Below are 17,825 nucleotides of genomic sequence, written 5' to 3'. Positions count from 1 at the left end.
TTTTACAACAGATGTTTAACCTCACTGACCGTGTAACAGAACAACAAGTACGAGATAATGCCGCCTTTCAATTGTTTTGTGGTTATGGCCTCATCAAGAAATGGCATGCGCCAGACCATACTAAAATCGAGGCGTTTCGTTCTCGATTAAGCCCTGAAACACAACGCCGTCTTGCTAATATGATAACGCAACAAGCGGTTAAACTGAATTATGCTAATCCTACAGAGCTCGATATTGACTCTACCGTGCAAGAAGCTAATATAGCGTATCCCGCAATCGCCAATTTATTGGTTAAGGTTGCTGTTCTTGCGTCAAAAGTTGGAAAAGGACTGAATCAATTGTGCTGTGGTGGCATGAAGCGTTACCGTGTTGGGCTAAGCAATTTAAAACAAATCGCGCTGTATTATTTTAATTTGAAACGCAAGGATGTTGGTGAGGGTATATTGTCCGTGGTGCTTCAGCGGTTATGGCGTGAAACGTATGCCGATGTACTGCCTGTCTTAAATGATATCTATTTGTTTGGTAATCAGTTGGCATCGGGTAAATATTGGGCGCTTCGCCGTGCAGTTGAGAAGCTGAGCTGGCGCGGGACTATGTTATTACAGAATGTACATGGTTATCTTTTTGAAGGCATTACAAATACATCAATTTCTTCGTTACATGCTTATGAAGTTGGCTGTTTTAACAAAGGTAAATTAAATAAAGGACTGCAGTTTGGTCGCGCCTATCAATTAGGACGTATTGGAGGTAACTTTCTTTTTGTTGGCGAATGCACGTCTACTTATATGCCAGATGCTCCGTCTTTACCGCAGATGCTCAATACTCATGAGCATCTTTTTGGAAAGGGGTTACTGGCATCGGTTGCGACAGATAAAGGATATTATTCATTGAGTAACGAACAGCTATTGATTGAAAAAGGCGTGCTTGAAATCCAATTACCGAGACCAGATAGAAGACTGAACGCAGCTCGTGAAATAACACCGTGGCCAATTCGACAATTGTTGCATAATCGACGAGCAGGCATCGAGCCCTTGATTGGACACACGAAACATGGCGGCCAATTGGGCAGAAGCCGCATGAAATCAGACGAAACCACCAAAAGCGCTGGTTACGCGGCTGTATTTGGATTCAATTTAAGGCAGCTTACTCGTTGTCTTGCAGGCGAGGTACGCCCAAAAGTTGATGTAGTGAATAATAGTGCAGCAAATAATGCAAATATTATCGAAAAAATGAGCATGCAATTGGCATGATTGAGATGGATGAGTTCACTCTGATTTTAACCAGACGTTAACGCGTTAAATTAAGATTTATCGATTGTTTTGTGAACAAAACATTACGCGACAGCGACAAGATATCCACAATTTCTGTGGATAAGTCTGTGCATACACCGTGATTTTCGTTATTTATTGGCCTCCTAGTTGGAATGCTTAGAACTGTTCCAGTGTGTTTGCAAGAAAAATTAAGTTAATGCATGGCGCTCACGCCATCGCCTCTTTGGAGCAGTAAAAATGGTCTTGGTTTATGAATGCTTGCAGTGTGTGGCGAGGGATAAGGGTAGGGCCAAGAATAAAGTTAATTTAAAAAAGGTATTTAAAAAGCGAATTTTTGAAAAAAGACGGACTAATCGAATTGATGTAAATAGGTTTTTGCAGAGAGAAGCTTATTCAAGAAAACCTCTGCCTGTAAGGCTACTAGAATAAATTAAAGCAAGAAAGTTGCATGCAATGGGGTAATATCCTTATAAGATCTCGCTTTCTCCTCCCCCCTCATCATCCAAGGCGTTCTTGTTTCTTTAGGGTTAGTGCTCCCTATTTCTTGGCTTTTGCATGCTTAAATGTTCTTTTTTTAAGTAAATTAATTAATTTTTGCATGCATTAATTGGTATTTATTGTATAATTTATCATATTTGGTTTAATTGTATTTTTCCATGACCACTGCCATTCAAATTGAAAATTACCTTAACTCTTCGCCCGCTGATCTAAGCCTTCTCGGCCTCCCTCTTCCGCGGTGGACAGAGGTGTACCCAGGGGATAATTGGGGATTCTTGGAGAAGCTTTCCCTATTCGAGCTGGCTAGTATGCAAGGCAAAATAGAGCACCTAAAAGCCCTGCCTTGGAGTAAGGAGGCTAAAATAAGGGTGGTGCAGCGAGACGGCTTCAGTGCGATTAGCGCGGCTGCTTATAACGGTCATTTGCCAACCCTGCACTACTTATTAGAAGAGGTGGGCTTAAGTGGAGAGGATAGGCTAGAAGCGATTAAAGCGAAGAACTACGATGCGATTAGAGGGGCTGCTCGATATGGTCATTTGCCAATCCTGCACTACTTATTAGAAGAGGTGGGCTTAAGTATAAAGGATAAGCTAGAAGCGATTAAAGCGAGGGACTATTATACGATTAGATTGGCTGCTTACAATAGTCAATTGCCCCCCTCCAATACTTATTAGAAGAAGTGGGCTTAAGTACAGAGGATAAACTACAAGCAATTAAAGCGTGTGATTACGAGGCGATTAGAATGGCTGCTGAAAAGGGTCATTTTGAAACCCTGCAATACTTATTAGAAAAAATGGGCTTAAGTACAGGGGATAAGCTACAAGCGATTAAAGCGTGGGGCTATTATGCGATTAAAGGGGCTGCTTCCAGCGGTCATTTGCCAACCCTGCGCTATTTATTAGAAAAAATGGGCTTAAGTACAAAGGATAAACTAAAAGTAATTAAAGGGGATGATTACTATGCTATTAGAATTGTTGCTTATAATGGTCATTCGGAAACCTTGCAATACTTATTAGAAAAAATGGGCTTAAGTACAGAGGATAAATTAGAGGCGATTAAAGCGAGGGACTATTATGCGATTAGAGGGGCTGCTGAAAAAGGTCATTTGGAAACCCTGCAATACTTATTAGAAAAAATGGGCTTAAGTACAGAGGATAAATTAGAAGCGATTAAAGAGGATGACTACGTTGCGATTAGATGGACTGCTCAACATGGGCATTTGGCAACCCTGCACTATTTATTAGAAGAAGCGGGCTTAAGTACAGAGGATAAACTAGAAGCAATTAAAGCGCGGGACTACGATACGATTAGAAGTGCCGCTTGGCGTGAGCATCGCCCCATCATCACCTATTTTCTCACTTTTGACGCAGGCTTTGCCTACCTTGAATCCCATGACCATGAATATGGGCAAAAGCATGTTTATGCATTTGTAGCTGAACAACTCGAGGCATTAAAAAGACGTAAAGAGGTCTTTGAACAACCCCATCCTGCCGGTGTTTTTGATGTAGAGGCCGAGGAAGCGCGCCGCTGTTTTTACCTGCTTCGTAATTTAATTCGCCGCGGTGTTCGACGTGATTACGCCGATGCAGAGCCGAATGTCGATGAGCTAGGCTTTTTATTAACGATTCCGGCGGTAAAAAACTTAGCCCACCAAGAACTCAATGAAAGAGGCTCTAATGAACTGTTGCGCCTTGCTTGTCACCTAGGCAATAGGGATGCGGCAACCATACTTTTGACCCTTCCTGCGGTACGCGCTTTAGCAGAACAAACTAACTATTATCGTAATGAAGCACGTGGCCAATTGGATTTAAGGGCGCTCGCGCATGACCGCGAATCCTCGATGCACGCCTTAACCCAAGGGGAACAAAAGCGCTTAGAGCAAGCAACCAAGCACTACGAGCCACTAATAAAAGGGGACAACGTGGCTATGGTTATGAACGATTTAAGAGACTACTTAAGGGCCCATTACCAACAAAATCCCCCCTGCCTCGTAAGCGAAGAAGGTCGACCCATTGAACTGCCACTTGACTTTAGTCAATTTAGGGCATTAGCGTTAAGTCCAAAGCAGCAGGAAGAGGCGCTAAAGGAATACTATAAACACCCCTATCACAGTGCTTGGCGTTATCTGTCTAAACCCAATTACTGGATGCATCAACAGGCTTCTTACGTCTATGTGGATGAACAAGACCGAAGTCTAAAATGGTCTAGTTTTGCAGAATATCAGTTCCTAATTGCCCTCTGCTGGCTGGCTGCAAAAGATAACGCTATTCCACCTACCGATGGCCATACCCTAGAAGGGCGTATTGAGCATTTTATCCGTGAGCTGATGCTCATTGGTCGGGCACATAATTGGGATAAAACCCGTGAACATAAAGGTATTAGAGAAGAATACGATGATTTGGAGGGTGATAAGCCTTCGTGTTATTCCGGAGTCAAACGCCGCTTATTCCAATCTGTAATCGGCCATCCTTTGCTAAAACTACTTACTGACGACGACATCAGGCAAGAAGTGCGGGATTTTGCTTTAACCCTGTTTAAAACCAAAATGGCTACCCTGAACAACAAAGAGGCCATGAATGAGGCTTATAAGGAGTACATAAGCACCCTAGACCCAGACAGTGCTAAGCCACTTGCCTGCCTTAATTTCAGCGCTGAGGAGCAAGCCCAATGTGTAGCTCAATTAACTCAGAAATACGGGGATTCGTTTACCAGTAGTCATTCGTTTAAAATGCAAGTTCATTCTTTGCTTGCCCTTGACCCTAACGCCCCAAATACCTCTGACCACTATCATGCCTTAAAGCTTGATGGCCTTACCAACCTCTCCTTTTACCTTGGGCAGACCCAGGGTAATCCGCATGGCTTGTTTGGTGCTCAAACAAGAAAAAGGGCAGAGCCTGAGCAAGTGGATAATTATTTAAATAATTGCCGTATCTGTTAAGGTCTTGCGGTTTTAAAAAGCTAATATGAATCAGTAGCCGCCTAATAGCAATACAGTCCAAGGGTAAATTGCTAGGGCGGTGGGGGATTTAATTGGTTGATTTGGGCTTTATGGTTTAAATAACAAAGTGAGGTGCGTTTTGGCTCAGCTTAAAAGTTTTTTGCGTTAATTTTTGATGCAAATGCAAACTCTGACCTGTGGTGCTGGTGATAGTTTTAATAGGGAAAGGTCTCTAATGTTCATTCCATCGCCACTCAGTATTAATTAATATAAAAGATTATTTAATGCTTCCTCTTGCGTTGCAGGGTGCTCTGAGCTATTAGAAAAGATTCTCTTATGTTGGGTTCGCTTTGGGTCTTTTTATAGGTCTATTTATGTTTTAAAAATAATTCAACTGAGCTTTATTTGTTCCATTGGTCTTATTTTGACATAGTAATTTTTTTCTAATTCATTTTTTATTGTATTTCAATGGTTTTCGTATAGAATATTCAGTTTTTTTTCACCACAAATAATAAATAACGTGCATTTTGTTGTTTATTTTGTTATTATAATGAGCAATTTTTATATTACTTAGCCTTGTTAAGACTAATTAATTTTATTTATATCAGGAATTCTATGACTCAAGAACTATCCAACTTCGCTTCCTTTAATTTTTCAAGTGCTATTAATCAAGCCTTAGAGGATATGAAGTTTACTAAGCCTTCTCCTATCCAAGCGCAAACTATTCCTTTACTTCTTGAAGGAAGAGACGCTATTGCTTTAGCGCAAACTGGTACCGGAAAAACCGCTGCCTTTGCTTTGCCCATTTTACAAAATTTAGTACCTACAATCCAAGGTACGCAAGCTTTGATTCTAGCTCCTACTAGAGAGTTGGCTATTCAAGTAGCAGAGCAATTTGAACTCTTAAGTACCCATCAAAGAGGGGTAACGATTGCGGTATTATGCGGTGGTCAAGAATACGGGCGCCAATTAAAACAACTACGTGGCGGGGCCCAAGTTGTTGTTGGTACACCAGGTCGTATTTTAGATCATATTGCACGGGGCACTTTACCTTTAGATAATTTACGTACTTTTATTCTCGATGAAGCGGATGAAATGTTGCGCATGGGCTTTATTGAGGATGTAGAAACTATTTTGGCCCGTCTCCCAGAACAACGGCAAATGGCTCTTTTTTCTGCCACCATGCCTTACCGCATTCGCCAAATTGCTAATACCTATTTACAAGATGCCGCTTCAGTCGAAATACGTATGGAGACTGCGACAGTTAAAAGTATTGAACAACGTTTTGTTTTCGCTTCCGGACATCAAAAACCTGATGCACTTGCCCGTATTTTAGAAGTTGAAGAGTATCAAGGGGTGATTGTCTTTGTGCGTACTAAAAGCAGTACGGAAGAGGTGGCCGAGCATTTGCAGCAGCAAGGCTTGCGTGCTATGGCCATCCATGGCGATATTACGCAAAACTTACGTGAACGCATTATTTCTCAATTCAAACAAGGTGCTATTGATATTTTAGTAGCAACTGACGTAGCTGCTCGTGGTTTAGATGTGGATAGGGTTACTCATGTAATTAACTATGATATGCCCCATGATAATGAAACTTATGTCCATCGTATCGGCCGTACAGGTAGGGCTGGTCGTTCCGGTGTTGCCATTTTATTCGTTACCCCTAAAGAATCACGTCTGATTAGTGGCATTGAGCGTCATACTCGCCAGCGTATTGAAAAAGTGACTATTCCTAATGATCATATGATTCAAGTGGCACGACAACAACGTTTCATGGCGAATATCACTTCCCGTCTGAACCATGAGAATTTACCTTCTTATAAACGCATTGTAGAAGAATATATTAAGGAACATGAAGTGGATGCAATCGATGTAGCCGCCACTCTTGCTTTGTTATTACATAAAGATCTACCTTGGAAAAAAGAAATGCCAGCGATTAAGGCTGCTCCACGTACTAGTAAAGAAGGACGCGGTGAGCGCACTTCAGACCGCCGCTCTTTTTCTGATAAAAAAGAGTTTGGCTCTGAGCGAAAAAATTTCTCAGGAGATCGCCGTTCTTTTGATAAAGATAGAAAGAAAGCTTATGCGGACGAGCCTACTGCAGGTCAAGATTTGTTTCGCCTTGATGTAGGCAGAGTGCACGGTGTAAAACCTGGAAATATTGTTGGTGCAATTGCCAATGAGGCAGGTTTGCAAAGCCGTCATATTACTGGGCTTAAAATTCACGATGACCATTCATTGGTGCGTTTACCCAAAGGCATGTCTAAAGAGATTGTAAGTGATCTGAATAAAGCCTGGGTTTGTGGCCGCCAATTAAACCTCACCTTAGTAGGTAGTGGCGCCTAAGCTCTTCAAGTACCTTTAAAAATGCCGAGCACCGCTCGGCATTTTTATTATCTCACTACTCACTTCAAATAATCAGGTGACTATTCAATAAACTGTGGTATGCTCTTAAATTGCTTTCCCGCAGGTAGTTGTACTACAATAGTCGGTCTTTTTTTAGTAAAAAAATCAATCAATTAATTAAATAAGGGTATTCATGAAACTATTAGGAACCTTGGGTGCTTTTTTATTGTCAGGCATTATTAATGCTGCGCCATTACATAATGTTGTAATCTTTGGTGACAGTTTATCGGACAATGGTAATCTCTATGAGTTCATGAAACATCAACTACCCCAATCACCACCTTATTATGAGGGGCGTTTTTCTAATGGTCCAGTTTGGGTGGAACACCTCATGGCCTCTTATTTTCCTAACTCTGCCGCAACCCATCTTTTGGATTATGCTGTAGGTGGTGCTGGTGTTTCTGACGATGACGAAGATGAGGTTTTGTTTACCTTAAAAAAACAAGTAAATAGCTATTTTCTTTCTCATCAAGATAAGGCCGATCCTAATGATCTTTATATTGTGTGGATTGGTGCCAATAATTATCTTGGCTTGCCGGAAGACACAGAGCAAGCATTAACTGATGTGAACAAAGGCATTGTTGATAGTATTGAGAAAATAATCCATAAAGGCGCTAAACATGTTTTATTATTTAATATACCTGATTTAGGCAAAACTCCAGCTGCCACAGAATTTGATGCTGCAGAGATGATGAGTAATTTTTCTACCCAGCATAATGAAAGACTATATCAATCCTTTAACCAGTTAAAGCAAGCTTACCCTGAGGTGGAATGGTTGTATTATGACTTAGGGACGATGTTTGCCGATGTGGTAAAATATCCCAGTCACTATGGTTTTACGAATGTTACTGATACTTGTTCGATTTTTATGACGGATGAGTACAGTAAAAAATCGCTCTTGAAAATGGTATCTCGGGTTCGACCTAAAGCAAACATGGATGCTTGTGAGGGCTATTTATTCTTTGATTTAGTCCATCCTACTGCTTATGCACATCGCCTAATTGCTGAAAAAGTCAGAGAAATGCTCGATGCTTCAGGAGTTGAGTTTTCTGAGTAATCTTTCAGCATTCAATTTTCGGCTGAGCTGCTTAATAAGCTTAATAGCTTAAGCTCAGCCTAATTGAGTTATAGGGATATAGGGATATATGAAGCAAGTAATCAGTATTGTTCTCTTGTTTTTTGCTTTATTCAGCACCTGCTTGGCTGATGATCTAGAGATTAAGGTTAATCAAAAAGCCGTGAAACTTCCTTATTGGCCCGCCTCAAAACCCAATTATGGTGCGGTGATCATTGTGAGAGGAGGAGATCCAGTACAGTGGTCAGAACCTATGGCTCATTTAGCACAACTCTTAGCCCAAAATGGTTGGTCGACAGTTTTGCTCAATTCGAATCCAGAGATTGATTCTCCTTGGCTTAATCAATTGCCTGAGGCAATTAGCACTTTGCGGCAAAACAAAAATAAACGCATTGTCCTGATTCATTACGGTAATCAACTTAATACGACCTTGGATTACTTTAGCAAGCCTCAAGGCAAAACCATTAATGCCTTAGTTTTATTATCCGCTTATGATGAAAAAGAAAGTAGCGTAAAACCTGACTCCTTACGTTTTCCTATCTTTGATATTGAGGGACAATTTGATTACGATATGATAAAAGACCAATTTACTGCCCGTAAGACCCTGTTCAAATCTGCTGCTTACACGGCTATGAAAATTCCTGGTGCAGATAATGAATACAATTATACTCAAGAGTTGCTCGCATCCTTCTTAACCGGATGGATGTTAAGGATTCCTGAATCAACGGTTGCTGCACCACCTATCAATGCAAAATCCTTGCAGTCTTACATTGAGCCTATTTATTGGACTGATAGCCAGTTAGTCGCTATTAATCATTTGTTCTTGCAAAAAGATATTCTTAAATTAGAGCCTCTAGCCCAAAAGTAAAGCTAATTAAGGCTAAGTCCAACCCTTTGTTTCACAAATGAGCTCATAAGCCTTCATGATTTTGTGGGTTTTTTCATTGGCTATTTTAATCATCGCTTCAGGCAAACCCTGAGCGATAAGCTTATCGGGATGGTTTTTACTTAGCAAACGGCGATAAGCTTTTTTCACCTCTTGTTTGCTGGCTTGGGGGGAAACCTCAAGCAGAGCATAAGCGTGATCAAGTGAATTAGAGGACTTTTGATAGGTGCCTTGGTATCTTTGATAAGAGTTTTGTCTCTGTTGCTCTTGTTGTTGTCTTTGTGAGTGTTGCTGTCGTTGATACTCCTCTTGAAAGGAATCCTGCGCCTCGCCATACTGAGTTTGTTGATTATTGTAATAACTAAAATCCTCATAAAAGCGAAATTGCTGGTGTAAAGGCGCAAAGCCCAATTGGGAGAAAATCATGTCTAAGGCTTTAATTTTTTTTATCGAAAGCCCATCAACATGGGCAGCCCTATATTGAATATCGATAAATAATTTTAATAACTCACGGTTGGTACGACAGGCTCTTCTTAGCTCGTTTAACACCAGATCCAACCTAAAGGTTAATTGTTTGCCTTCATTAAAAAGACGCTGTGCTAATTCCTTTTGTTGTCTATTGAGGCGCATTTCTTTCATTAATACTTTCGCCATTTGGATTTCTTGTGCCGAGACCCGGCCATCCGCTTTGGCTATATGACCCATTACCGCAAAAGTGGCCTCAAAAAAAATTTTTTGAATTTCGCGCTTTTTTTCAGCATGATAAAGAAAATGTGGCCTGGCAAAATGACTGGCTAACCCTTTATCAAATAAATTACCCACTAATAGGCCAATAAAAGCGCCTATGGAGCCAGCTGCCATGTAGCCTAAGAGTCCGCCAATTAGTTTTCCCCACCAGCTACTTATTGTAAAAAAATCTCTGAGTGTCATATTAATTTAGGCCAATCTAATTATGTTTACAGTATAGCGCCATATTACAGGAATGTATCGCCTAACCTAGGCTTTGGGTATATACTTCTTCTTTTTTAATTGGTATTGGCATGCGTTGGATTTATTCTTTATTAATGTATCTCCTTTCCCCTTATTTATTAGTCCGTTTGTGGTGGAAGGGAAGGAAATTGCCTGCTTATCGCGAGCGAATTCTGGAGCGTTTTTGTTGGGATAAATTAGAAACAAGGCAAGTGGATGTATGGTTACATGCCGTGTCGTTGGGGGAGGTGATAGCAGCTACTCCTTTAATTGATGCCATGTTAAAAAAACAATGGAGTATTTTAATCACCACGATGACCCCTACGGGGGCAGCACAAGTCAAAACTCGGTTTGGCGATAAAGTGGTGCACCGCTATGTTCCTTATGATTTATATGGCGCGGTGAAATGCTTTTTCAGCAAAATTAAGCCTAAAGTAGGCATTATCATGGAAACTGAGCTCTGGCCAAATTTAATTGCTGAGGCAAAAGCAGCACAAATTCCCTTGTTCTTAGCCAATGCACGTTTATCTGAGCGTTCTTTACAGGGCTATATGCGCTTTAAATTTTTATTTAAACCCATTTTAAATCAATTTACGGCTATTTTAGCGCAAAGCAATGACGATGCGGCGCGTTTCATTACCTTAGGTGCAGAGAGTAAGCGAGTATTCCCTTTAGGGAATATGAAATTTGACCTCCATACCAATACAATTGATTTAGCAAAATTCCAAGAAATAAAGGCACGTTGGGGTACTGATAGAACAGCGCTAATTATTGCCAGTACCCATGATGATGAAGAGTCTCGAATTTTAGCCGAATTAAGACGTCTACAAGCCGCAATACCCGGAGTAATACTCTTGATCGCCCCCCGTCACCCTGAGCGGTTTCAAGCCGTGTATCAACTCTGTATGCAACAGGGGTTTAATACTGGCTTACGCTCTAATTTAGAAAGCCTTAATACCAATAATGAGGTAGTGGTTTTAGATTGCTTGGGTGAATTACTTGGACTGTATCAGATTAGTGATTATGCCTTTGTTGGCGGAAGTTTAGTTCCGGTGGGTGGCCATAATGTTTTAGAGCCTATTGCCATGCAAGTTCCAGTATTAAGCGGTAACCAAGTGCATAATTTTAAAACCATTTGCCGTGATCTTGAGGACGCGCAGGCTATTGTGTTAGTAAAAGAAGCGGATGAGCTCATTGATGCCATTATTCAATTAAGTAGCAATCAAGAAGCCAAACAGGCGATGGTCGCAAGGGCAACTCACGTACTTGAGAGTAATAAAGGCTCGGTTAGCAAACATTTGGATAAGATAGCTGAGCTAGGGTAAAAGTTGGGTCAACAAGAACCCAACTGAAAGTGCTCTATTCGTCGCCACCTGTGCTACCACCTGGTGTTGGTGTGCGCGGGGTGGGGGTATCAGTAATTGCCAGCCGAGATTTTGGTGCTTTGAAAAAAGCATGATGTTCAATTTTTTCCGGCATGTCATCATCGAGAACTTCAATGGACTCTACCCACGATGTCCTCTCACTTACTGCATCGAGTACATCGCTTGGTACCCCCCGCAAGAAATTTCTACTTTCTTCGGATGCCTTTGAATGATTCATGATATTAATCAAAATAGCGTGATTGACGGCTTTTGCTAAACGATATTCTGCTAAAATTGCTAAATGCAACATTTCTTCTATCGGTGTTTGCCTTACTCGCTGAATATCTCGTCTACCCGTCTCTTGCCGAAACAGCACTGAATCCGCAAGCTCAGTTTCGGTTAGGGCGATGGCGTACGGACCGGTAAAAAATGAATCCCCATGGATAACATTGGAATTCACTTTCATGGTATAGCCAAAAGGAATTTTAAACGCCGCAAAACTTATGGTTCCATTGTGATTATCAACACCTAAAATCAGTGCACCAGCACAATCTTTAGATAAAGGGGTAAAAACATGGGGAAAGGGATGGGTTTCTACGAATAAACCGCCACCGCCCATCGTTTTCATTACATAGTCTTCAATATAATCGGGATCAAAATCATATTGGACAAGGAAGAGATCTCTTAAAGAGTCATCCTCCACATCCTCTAATTCTACGGGTGTATCCAGTGAAACTAATTGTGCGCCGTATTTTTTTAAAAACCGCTCGGGCACTGCACTAGCATCCATCTTCGGTATATCAACGACCCCAATATCTTTGGGGATTAGGAGGACACCTAAAGCACCAAAAACACTGGCATCGCGCCCACTAACCGCTTTTTCTTGATGGCGATTTTTCCACGTAGCCTGGACTGTTAATTCGCGCGGTGTTATTTCATCAGGCTTTTTGGGTGGAGGGGTATAGGGAATGCCAGTTTGCTCGCGCATGTTAACTGCTGTTCCTGCATGAATAATGGCATGCGCTTCTGTGGCTTTCATTAAGGGTCTAGTGGGATTATCTGGATTCCTTCTATCTACCATCGTAGATTTTAATCCTTCCATATGTTTATTACGCTCAGCTAAGGGTATTTTCTCCCCTTTCATGCACATTGGGCATTTACAAATGGCACTGTGTGATTCGGGGGTACCCATTTTTTCGACTAATTTTCTTACTTCCTCTTCGCGGGTTGACATAATTTTTTCCTTAAGAGCTATCCTTTTTTTAGTATAGAAGGAAACAATGTGATTTCAAATTGATCAGCGTGATGTTTTAGTGGCAAGAGGAAAAAGTATTGAAAACTAGCATTAGTGAGGAAAATAGTAGGAGATTTGCTTAGAGCCGTTTAATAAAATCATCCAGAGAGGTTTGCAGTTGCTTGAGGTGCAAAAGCCAAGAACAATGGCCGGCTTGATGAATAATTTTATTTAAAATATTGCTTTGCTGAAATAAGGGATCCGCAGTAAATATGGTAGGAGGACAAATATAATCATCCTCACCCGCAATAGTTAAGGTGGGGATTTTGGGATGCCAACGGCATTGGTAGTTGGGAAAAAAATGCTCAATAGCATAATGATAGGCTTCATTATTGAATGCAAAACTAGTTATCATTGCTTCACCCAAAGAGAGTTCTTTTGCAGTAAAACAATAATATTTATAACTATGCCAAAATTGTTTATAGGTTTCTTTACACGGGTTTAGATGGTATTCAGCAGCCGCGGGGAGCAAATCAGGTAAGAGATGTTTTTCTTGCATGGCGCTGACTTGTGCAAAAAAGCTATTTCGCGTTGTGGTATTCATTAAAACTAAACCAGTCAAGTGAGGTTCTAATTCAGGAGTATCTAAGACGAACATGCCAGAAAAACTATGGCTTACTAAAATAGGGCGCTCATATTGACTTACTAAATCAATTAGTCCTCTTTTCCAAAAGTCAAAATCTAATCTTCCTTCCTTGTTGGTTCCATCTTTAGGAAAATCCACGAGAAGAGTGCTTCCTGGCAATTTAAGTTGCCGACACAAAGGCTCTAAGTATTCCGAACCCAAGCCAGGTCCGCCTGGTAGAAAAAGCCAGGTGAGACCAGTATCCTCATAGATAGTATTTATTCGAAATGAGTAATTAGAGTAATTCATAGAATAACAGATTGCATAAAGTTAAAAGATAAACCTAAATAAGAAGTTGTCGCCTTTGCCAACGTAGTGGAAAGCAAATAGCCTTTGAGACTTCAAATTGGAGTCAATACTCCTGATAACTCACATGAATTTCTTCGCCACGATTTGCAAAGACGAGATTGGCCTTAACAAACAAAGTCAAGAACCAACCTAGGATGATGAGCTGAAGATTCAATCATCCCGAAAGTAGCTTATGAACCTTGATTTTGTCGTTCTTTAATCTCAGATAAGGTTTTACAATCAATACATAAGGTCGCAGTAGGTCTTGCTTCCAAACGTTTTAATCCTATTTCAATCCCACAAGCTTCGCAGTAACCAAAATCGTCATTTCTTAAACGCTCAAGAGCATCTTCAATCTTCTTAATTAATTTTCTTTCGCGATCACGAGTACGTAACTCAATACTAAATTCTTCTTCCTGGCTGGCGCGATCGGAAGGATCAGGAAAATTAGCAGCTTCATCTTTCATGTGAGTAACGGTACGATCTACTTCTTCCATTAAGGATTGGCGCCAAGCTAGCAGTATTTTTTCAATATGAGCTAGCTGCTTTTCATTCATGTATTCCTCACCCGCAGCTTCCTGATAAGGTGTTATTCCCATGCTACCTATTGCGTCGTTTTTCACGTTGTATAGTCTCTCATTGGTTTTATCAAATAATTGCTCAGTCATTTTAGCCTCCGTTCCCAACGGTGAAACATTGAGCTTTATAGAAAACGGCTAGGTATACCAAAAAACTGTCTCTTCAGCAACTGAATTATACAGACTTTTGTTCCTTATATCTTTTCAAAAAAACGAGCTATTTACAAGGGAGTCTATTATAACAGCATTATTCGGGCTTCCAACCGCCGCTTACCCTATCTTGACCAGAAATATCTTGCCAACAGTCTTCCTTACAATACCCCAATTTATTAAGTATAGCTCTTATCGCATTTTTTTGATCATACCCATGTTCTAATAAAATCAATCCATTAGCTAAGAGATGATTATACCCCTCAGTACAAATTTTTTGGATATCTGCGAGCCCGTTTTCTTCACTTATTAAAGCACTTAACGGTTCAAAACGCACATCGCCCTGCTGCAAGTGAGGGTCATTAGGCGCGATATAAGGAGGATTGGAAACAATAGCATGGTAAGAGCTTGGGGGTAAGGCACTAAACCAGTCGGATTCATAAAAACTAATATTAGTTAATTTTAATTGTTTAGCATTCGCTTTCGCTATCTCTAAAGCTTCTTTACTTTTATCGCAAGCAGTTATTTGCCAATGCGGACGCTCGCTTGCTAAAGCGAGAGCAATGGTGCCGCTACCTGTACCCAAATCTAAAATATTTAATGAGGCTTGTGCCGGCAATAATTCGAGGGCTAGCTCCACTAGACGTTCTGTTTCATGTCTTGGTATTAAAGTATGAGGGGTGACGGTTAAATTTAAAGACCAAAATTCGCGTTCGCCGGTTAAATAAGCAATCGGTGTTCCTTCGCCTCGCTTGGTGACCAATTGGGTATAGTGTGCTTTTTGCTCTGCTGTTAATTTTTGCTCGGGATAAGTAAATAAATAAGCTCTGTTTTTTCTAAGTACATAAGCGAGGAGAATCTCAGTTTCTATACGTGCATCTGGGGCTTTATTAAGAACAGTTAAAGCCCAGGTAAGAGCCGTTTTAATCTCATTCATGGCGCCCTAATTCAGCAAGTAATTCTGCATGATATTCTCGTTTTAAGGAGTCAATAACGGCAGACAAGTCACCCTCCATGACATCGGTTAATTGATAAATAGTGAGATTTATACGATGGTCAGTAAGACGGCCTTGCGGGAAGTTGTAGGTGCGGATGCGTTCGGAGCGATCTCCTGTTCCCACTTGTAGTTTGCGATTTTGGGCTTGTTCTTTTTTCTGTTTACTTTGTTCTGCATCAAGCAATCGCGTTTTTAGTAAGGACATAGCTTTGGCGCGGTTTTTATGTTGTGAGCGCTCATCTTGGCACTCTACTACCACCCCGGTAGGAATATGGGTAATTCGAATGGCTGAATCCGTTTTATTCACGTGCTGACCACCAGCTCCTGAAGAGCGGTAGGTATCAATTCTTAAATCATCTGGATTGATTTCAATGTGATCAATTTCTTCAACTTCGGGCATGATCGCAACCGTACAGGCCGAGGTATGAACCCGACCTTGTGACTCAGTCTCAGGGACACGCTGCACGCGATGAGCACCAGACTCAAACTTTAATTGGGAATAAACAGCATTACCGCTCACTCGGGCAATAATTTCTTTATAACCGCCATGCTCGCCATGATTGGCACTAATCAGTTCTATCTGCCAACCTTGGGTCTCCGCATAACGGCTGTACATGCGGTATAAATCACCAGCAAAAATAGCAGCCTCATCACCACCTGTCCCGGCGCGCACTTCTAAATAAATGTTGCGTTCATCATCGGGATCTTTAGGAATAAGGTGCCATTGTAATTGTTCATCTAATTCTTCAATGTGCTTTTTCGCATCGGGCAGCTCTTCTTCTGCCATTGCCGCTAATTCTTTATCATCACCACTGAGAAGTTCTTCTAAAGAAGCCAAGTTTTCTTGAGCCTCTAAATAGGATTGATAGCAATTGGCTACTGGATCCAATTGGGCATATTCTTTCGAGAGTGCTTTGAATTGTTCTTGATCGGCAATTACCGACGACTCTGATAATAAGCGGCCCACTTCTTGAAAGCGCTCTAACAATTGTTGTAATTTTAACTCAAGGGATTTCTTCATAGCTTGTGTAGTCTGTAGTTGTATTAAAAAGATATTGGGCTAAGGATAATAAGTCTTCTCGATTATCCCATGCCATTTGTTTTAAGGCAGTAGTTGGATAATGGATTAATTTATTCATTAAACGTTCTGAAAACTCGGCTAAACTCGTTTGATGATCTTGGCCTGAGGCTAGTTTTTTCATGGTCCTTTCGAGTTCTTTTTGCGCTAGTGCTTGCATTTTCGTACGATAATCGCAAATTACCGTGTTCGCTTTTAAAGAACGATGCCAGAGGATGTAATTATTTAACTCGTGCTCAATCAATTGCTCAGCTTGAACGGCTGCATTACGTCGCTCAGCCATCCCTTTTTGAATCATTAATTGTAAATCATCAACATTATATAAATGGACGTGTTCTAACTCAGCCACATTAGACTCAATGTCGCGGGGAACCGCTAAATCTAAAAAGAACATTGGCCGCTGTTCCCTTTGGACTAAAGCATGTTCTACTAAACTTTTATTAATGAAAGGCAGGGGGCAGGCTGTGGCTGAAATGACCACATCTGCATGCGCTAAATATTGCGGAATATCACCAATAGACAAGGCTTTGCCATTGAAGTTATGCGCTAATTTTTTGGCATTTTCTAAGGTGCGGCTGGCCACCATAAACTGGTGAACCCCTTGTTCATGAAGGTATTTGGCCACTAAGGTTGCAGTCTCCCCTGAGCCGATTAAAAAAACATTGAGTGAATTGGAGTTGGCAAAAGATTGTCCGATTAATTGTACGGCTGCATAAGCGATTGATATGGGATTCGTTCCAATACCACTGCGGGTCCTAATTCTTTTGGATGCGGAAAAGATGTATTCAAATACCGGGCGCAATTGTTTTTTTACGGTGCCCAACCGACAGGCGTGTTGGTAGGCCTTTTTCATCTGGCCTAATATTTGTGGCTCGCCTAACATCATTGAATCTAGGCCACTAGCTACTCTTAGAGTGTGTTTAATCCCTTGATGCCCCTGATGCAAATAGAAAAAAGGTGATAGGGAATCTTGGGGTAATTGATGTTCTTCCGCAAGCCAATGAGCTAAACGTTCAGGGTCTTCGGTATCACAATAAATTTCTGTTCGGTTACAGGTGGATAAAATAGCTGCTTCATTGACTGTAGGCAAATTCACTAAATTATTGAGCAAAAGATCTTGGGTAGCCGAAGTGGATGCGACTCGCTCACGCACATTAATAGGTGCGGTTTTATGATTTAGTCCACAAGCAACAAACACCATAAGTAACTTTCTACCTAAATAAAAATTCAATAGGAGATTATAAACGATTGGGGTGAAAATTTGTATAGTTTCTCGGGTAAATCACAGGGCCACCTCATGAAAAAAATCTAGCTTAAATCGGTAAATAATGAGAGGCTAGCTTCATTTAAATGGATATAGGAATGAAGCTGGAAGAAGGATTTTTAGATTTTTTTATTTCACTTG

General features: G+C 40.9%; 14 protein-coding genes. 7 read left to right on the top strand and 7 right to left on the bottom strand.

Annotated features, from left to right (window positions below):
- The 6 genes from ELY15_RS07125 to ELY15_RS07100 form a co-directional block, all read left to right on the top strand.
- The coding region (locus tag ELY15_RS07125) for a transposase (protein ID WP_148111229.1) at positions 1–1,250 on the top strand (1,250 nt) is incomplete at its 5' end.
- Positions 1,251–1,927: 677 nt separating this feature from the next.
- Positions 1,928–2,443, top strand: coding sequence for an ankyrin repeat domain-containing protein (locus tag ELY15_RS07120; protein WP_127098970.1), 516 nt, complete (start codon positions 1,928–1,930; stop codon positions 2,441–2,443).
- A 68-nt stretch (positions 2,444–2,511) separates the two neighbouring features.
- Complete coding sequence (locus tag ELY15_RS07115) at positions 2,512–4,707, top strand: ankyrin repeat domain-containing protein (RefSeq protein ID WP_127098969.1); 2,196 nt, start codon at positions 2,512–2,514, stop codon at positions 4,705–4,707.
- Positions 4,708–5,322: 615 nt separating this feature from the next.
- Positions 5,323–7,056 carry a DEAD/DEAH box helicase gene (locus tag ELY15_RS07110; RefSeq protein WP_127098968.1) on the top strand — a complete coding sequence of 578 codons (1,734 nt, stop codon included), beginning with the start codon at positions 5,323–5,325 and terminating at the stop codon, positions 7,054–7,056.
- Between the two features lie 193 nt (positions 7,057–7,249).
- Positions 7,250–8,173 carry a GDSL family lysophospholipase PlaA gene (gene plaA, locus ELY15_RS07105; protein ID WP_127098967.1) on the top strand — a complete coding sequence of 308 codons (924 nt, stop codon included), beginning with the start codon at positions 7,250–7,252 and terminating at the stop codon, positions 8,171–8,173.
- An 88-nt stretch (positions 8,174–8,261) separates the two neighbouring features.
- Positions 8,262–9,059: an alpha/beta hydrolase gene (locus ELY15_RS07100; protein WP_127098966.1), complete on the top strand. Its 798-nt coding sequence runs from the start codon at positions 8,262–8,264 to the stop codon at positions 9,057–9,059.
- 12 nt (positions 9,060–9,071) lie between these two features.
- On the opposite strand, the gene djlA is transcribed toward ELY15_RS07100, so the two are convergent.
- Positions 9,072–10,007, bottom strand: a complete 936-nt coding sequence (gene djlA / locus ELY15_RS07095) for a co-chaperone DjlA (RefSeq protein ID WP_127098965.1) — start codon at positions 10,005–10,007, stop codon at positions 9,072–9,074.
- Between the two features lie 110 nt (positions 10,008–10,117).
- Here djlA and waaA point away from each other — a divergent pair, with 110 nt between their 5' ends.
- Positions 10,118–11,371: a lipid IV(A) 3-deoxy-D-manno-octulosonic acid transferase gene (gene waaA / locus ELY15_RS07090; protein ID WP_127098964.1), complete on the top strand. Its 1,254-nt coding sequence runs from the start codon at positions 10,118–10,120 to the stop codon at positions 11,369–11,371.
- A gap of 34 nt (positions 11,372–11,405) precedes the next feature.
- Here the strand turns inward: waaA and ELY15_RS07085 are convergent, their stop codons facing one another.
- The 6 genes from ELY15_RS07085 to hemA form a co-directional block, all read right to left on the bottom strand.
- The gene (locus tag ELY15_RS07085; protein WP_127098963.1) at positions 11,406–12,644 is read right to left on the bottom strand and encodes a hypothetical protein; all 1,239 of its coding nucleotides are present in this window, start codon (positions 12,642–12,644) and stop codon (positions 11,406–11,408) included.
- A gap of 139 nt (positions 12,645–12,783) precedes the next feature.
- On the bottom strand, positions 12,784–13,578 hold the full coding sequence (locus tag ELY15_RS07080; protein ID WP_127098962.1) for an alpha/beta fold hydrolase: 795 nt from the start codon (positions 13,576–13,578) through the stop codon (positions 12,784–12,786).
- 230 nt (positions 13,579–13,808) lie between these two features.
- Positions 13,809–14,285, bottom strand: a complete 477-nt coding sequence (dksA, locus tag ELY15_RS07075) for an RNA polymerase-binding protein DksA (protein WP_127098961.1) — start codon at positions 14,283–14,285, stop codon at positions 13,809–13,811.
- A gap of 157 nt (positions 14,286–14,442) precedes the next feature.
- Positions 14,443–15,282 (bottom strand): peptide chain release factor N(5)-glutamine methyltransferase, encoded by an 840-nt coding sequence (prmC, locus tag ELY15_RS07070; RefSeq protein WP_127098960.1) that lies wholly within the window; start codon positions 15,280–15,282, stop codon positions 14,443–14,445.
- Positions 15,275–16,363: a peptide chain release factor 1 gene (gene prfA, locus ELY15_RS07065; RefSeq protein ID WP_127098959.1), complete on the bottom strand. Its 1,089-nt coding sequence runs from the start codon at positions 16,361–16,363 to the stop codon at positions 15,275–15,277. The genes prmC and prfA overlap by 8 nt, the downstream gene beginning before the upstream one ends.
- Positions 16,347–17,621 (bottom strand): glutamyl-tRNA reductase, encoded by a 1,275-nt coding sequence (hemA, locus tag ELY15_RS07060; protein ID WP_127098958.1) that lies wholly within the window; start codon positions 17,619–17,621, stop codon positions 16,347–16,349. Before hemA ends, prfA begins: the two co-directional genes overlap by 17 nt.
- Positions 17,622–17,825: the final 204 nt, after the last annotated feature.

The sequence above is a fragment of the Legionella sp. km772 genome (assembly GCF_003989735.1).
Taxonomy (GTDB): Bacteria; Pseudomonadota; Gammaproteobacteria; order Legionellales; family Legionellaceae; genus Legionella.
Note: the sequence above shows the minus strand (reverse complement) of the source record. Positions and strands in the feature narration are given on the sequence as shown.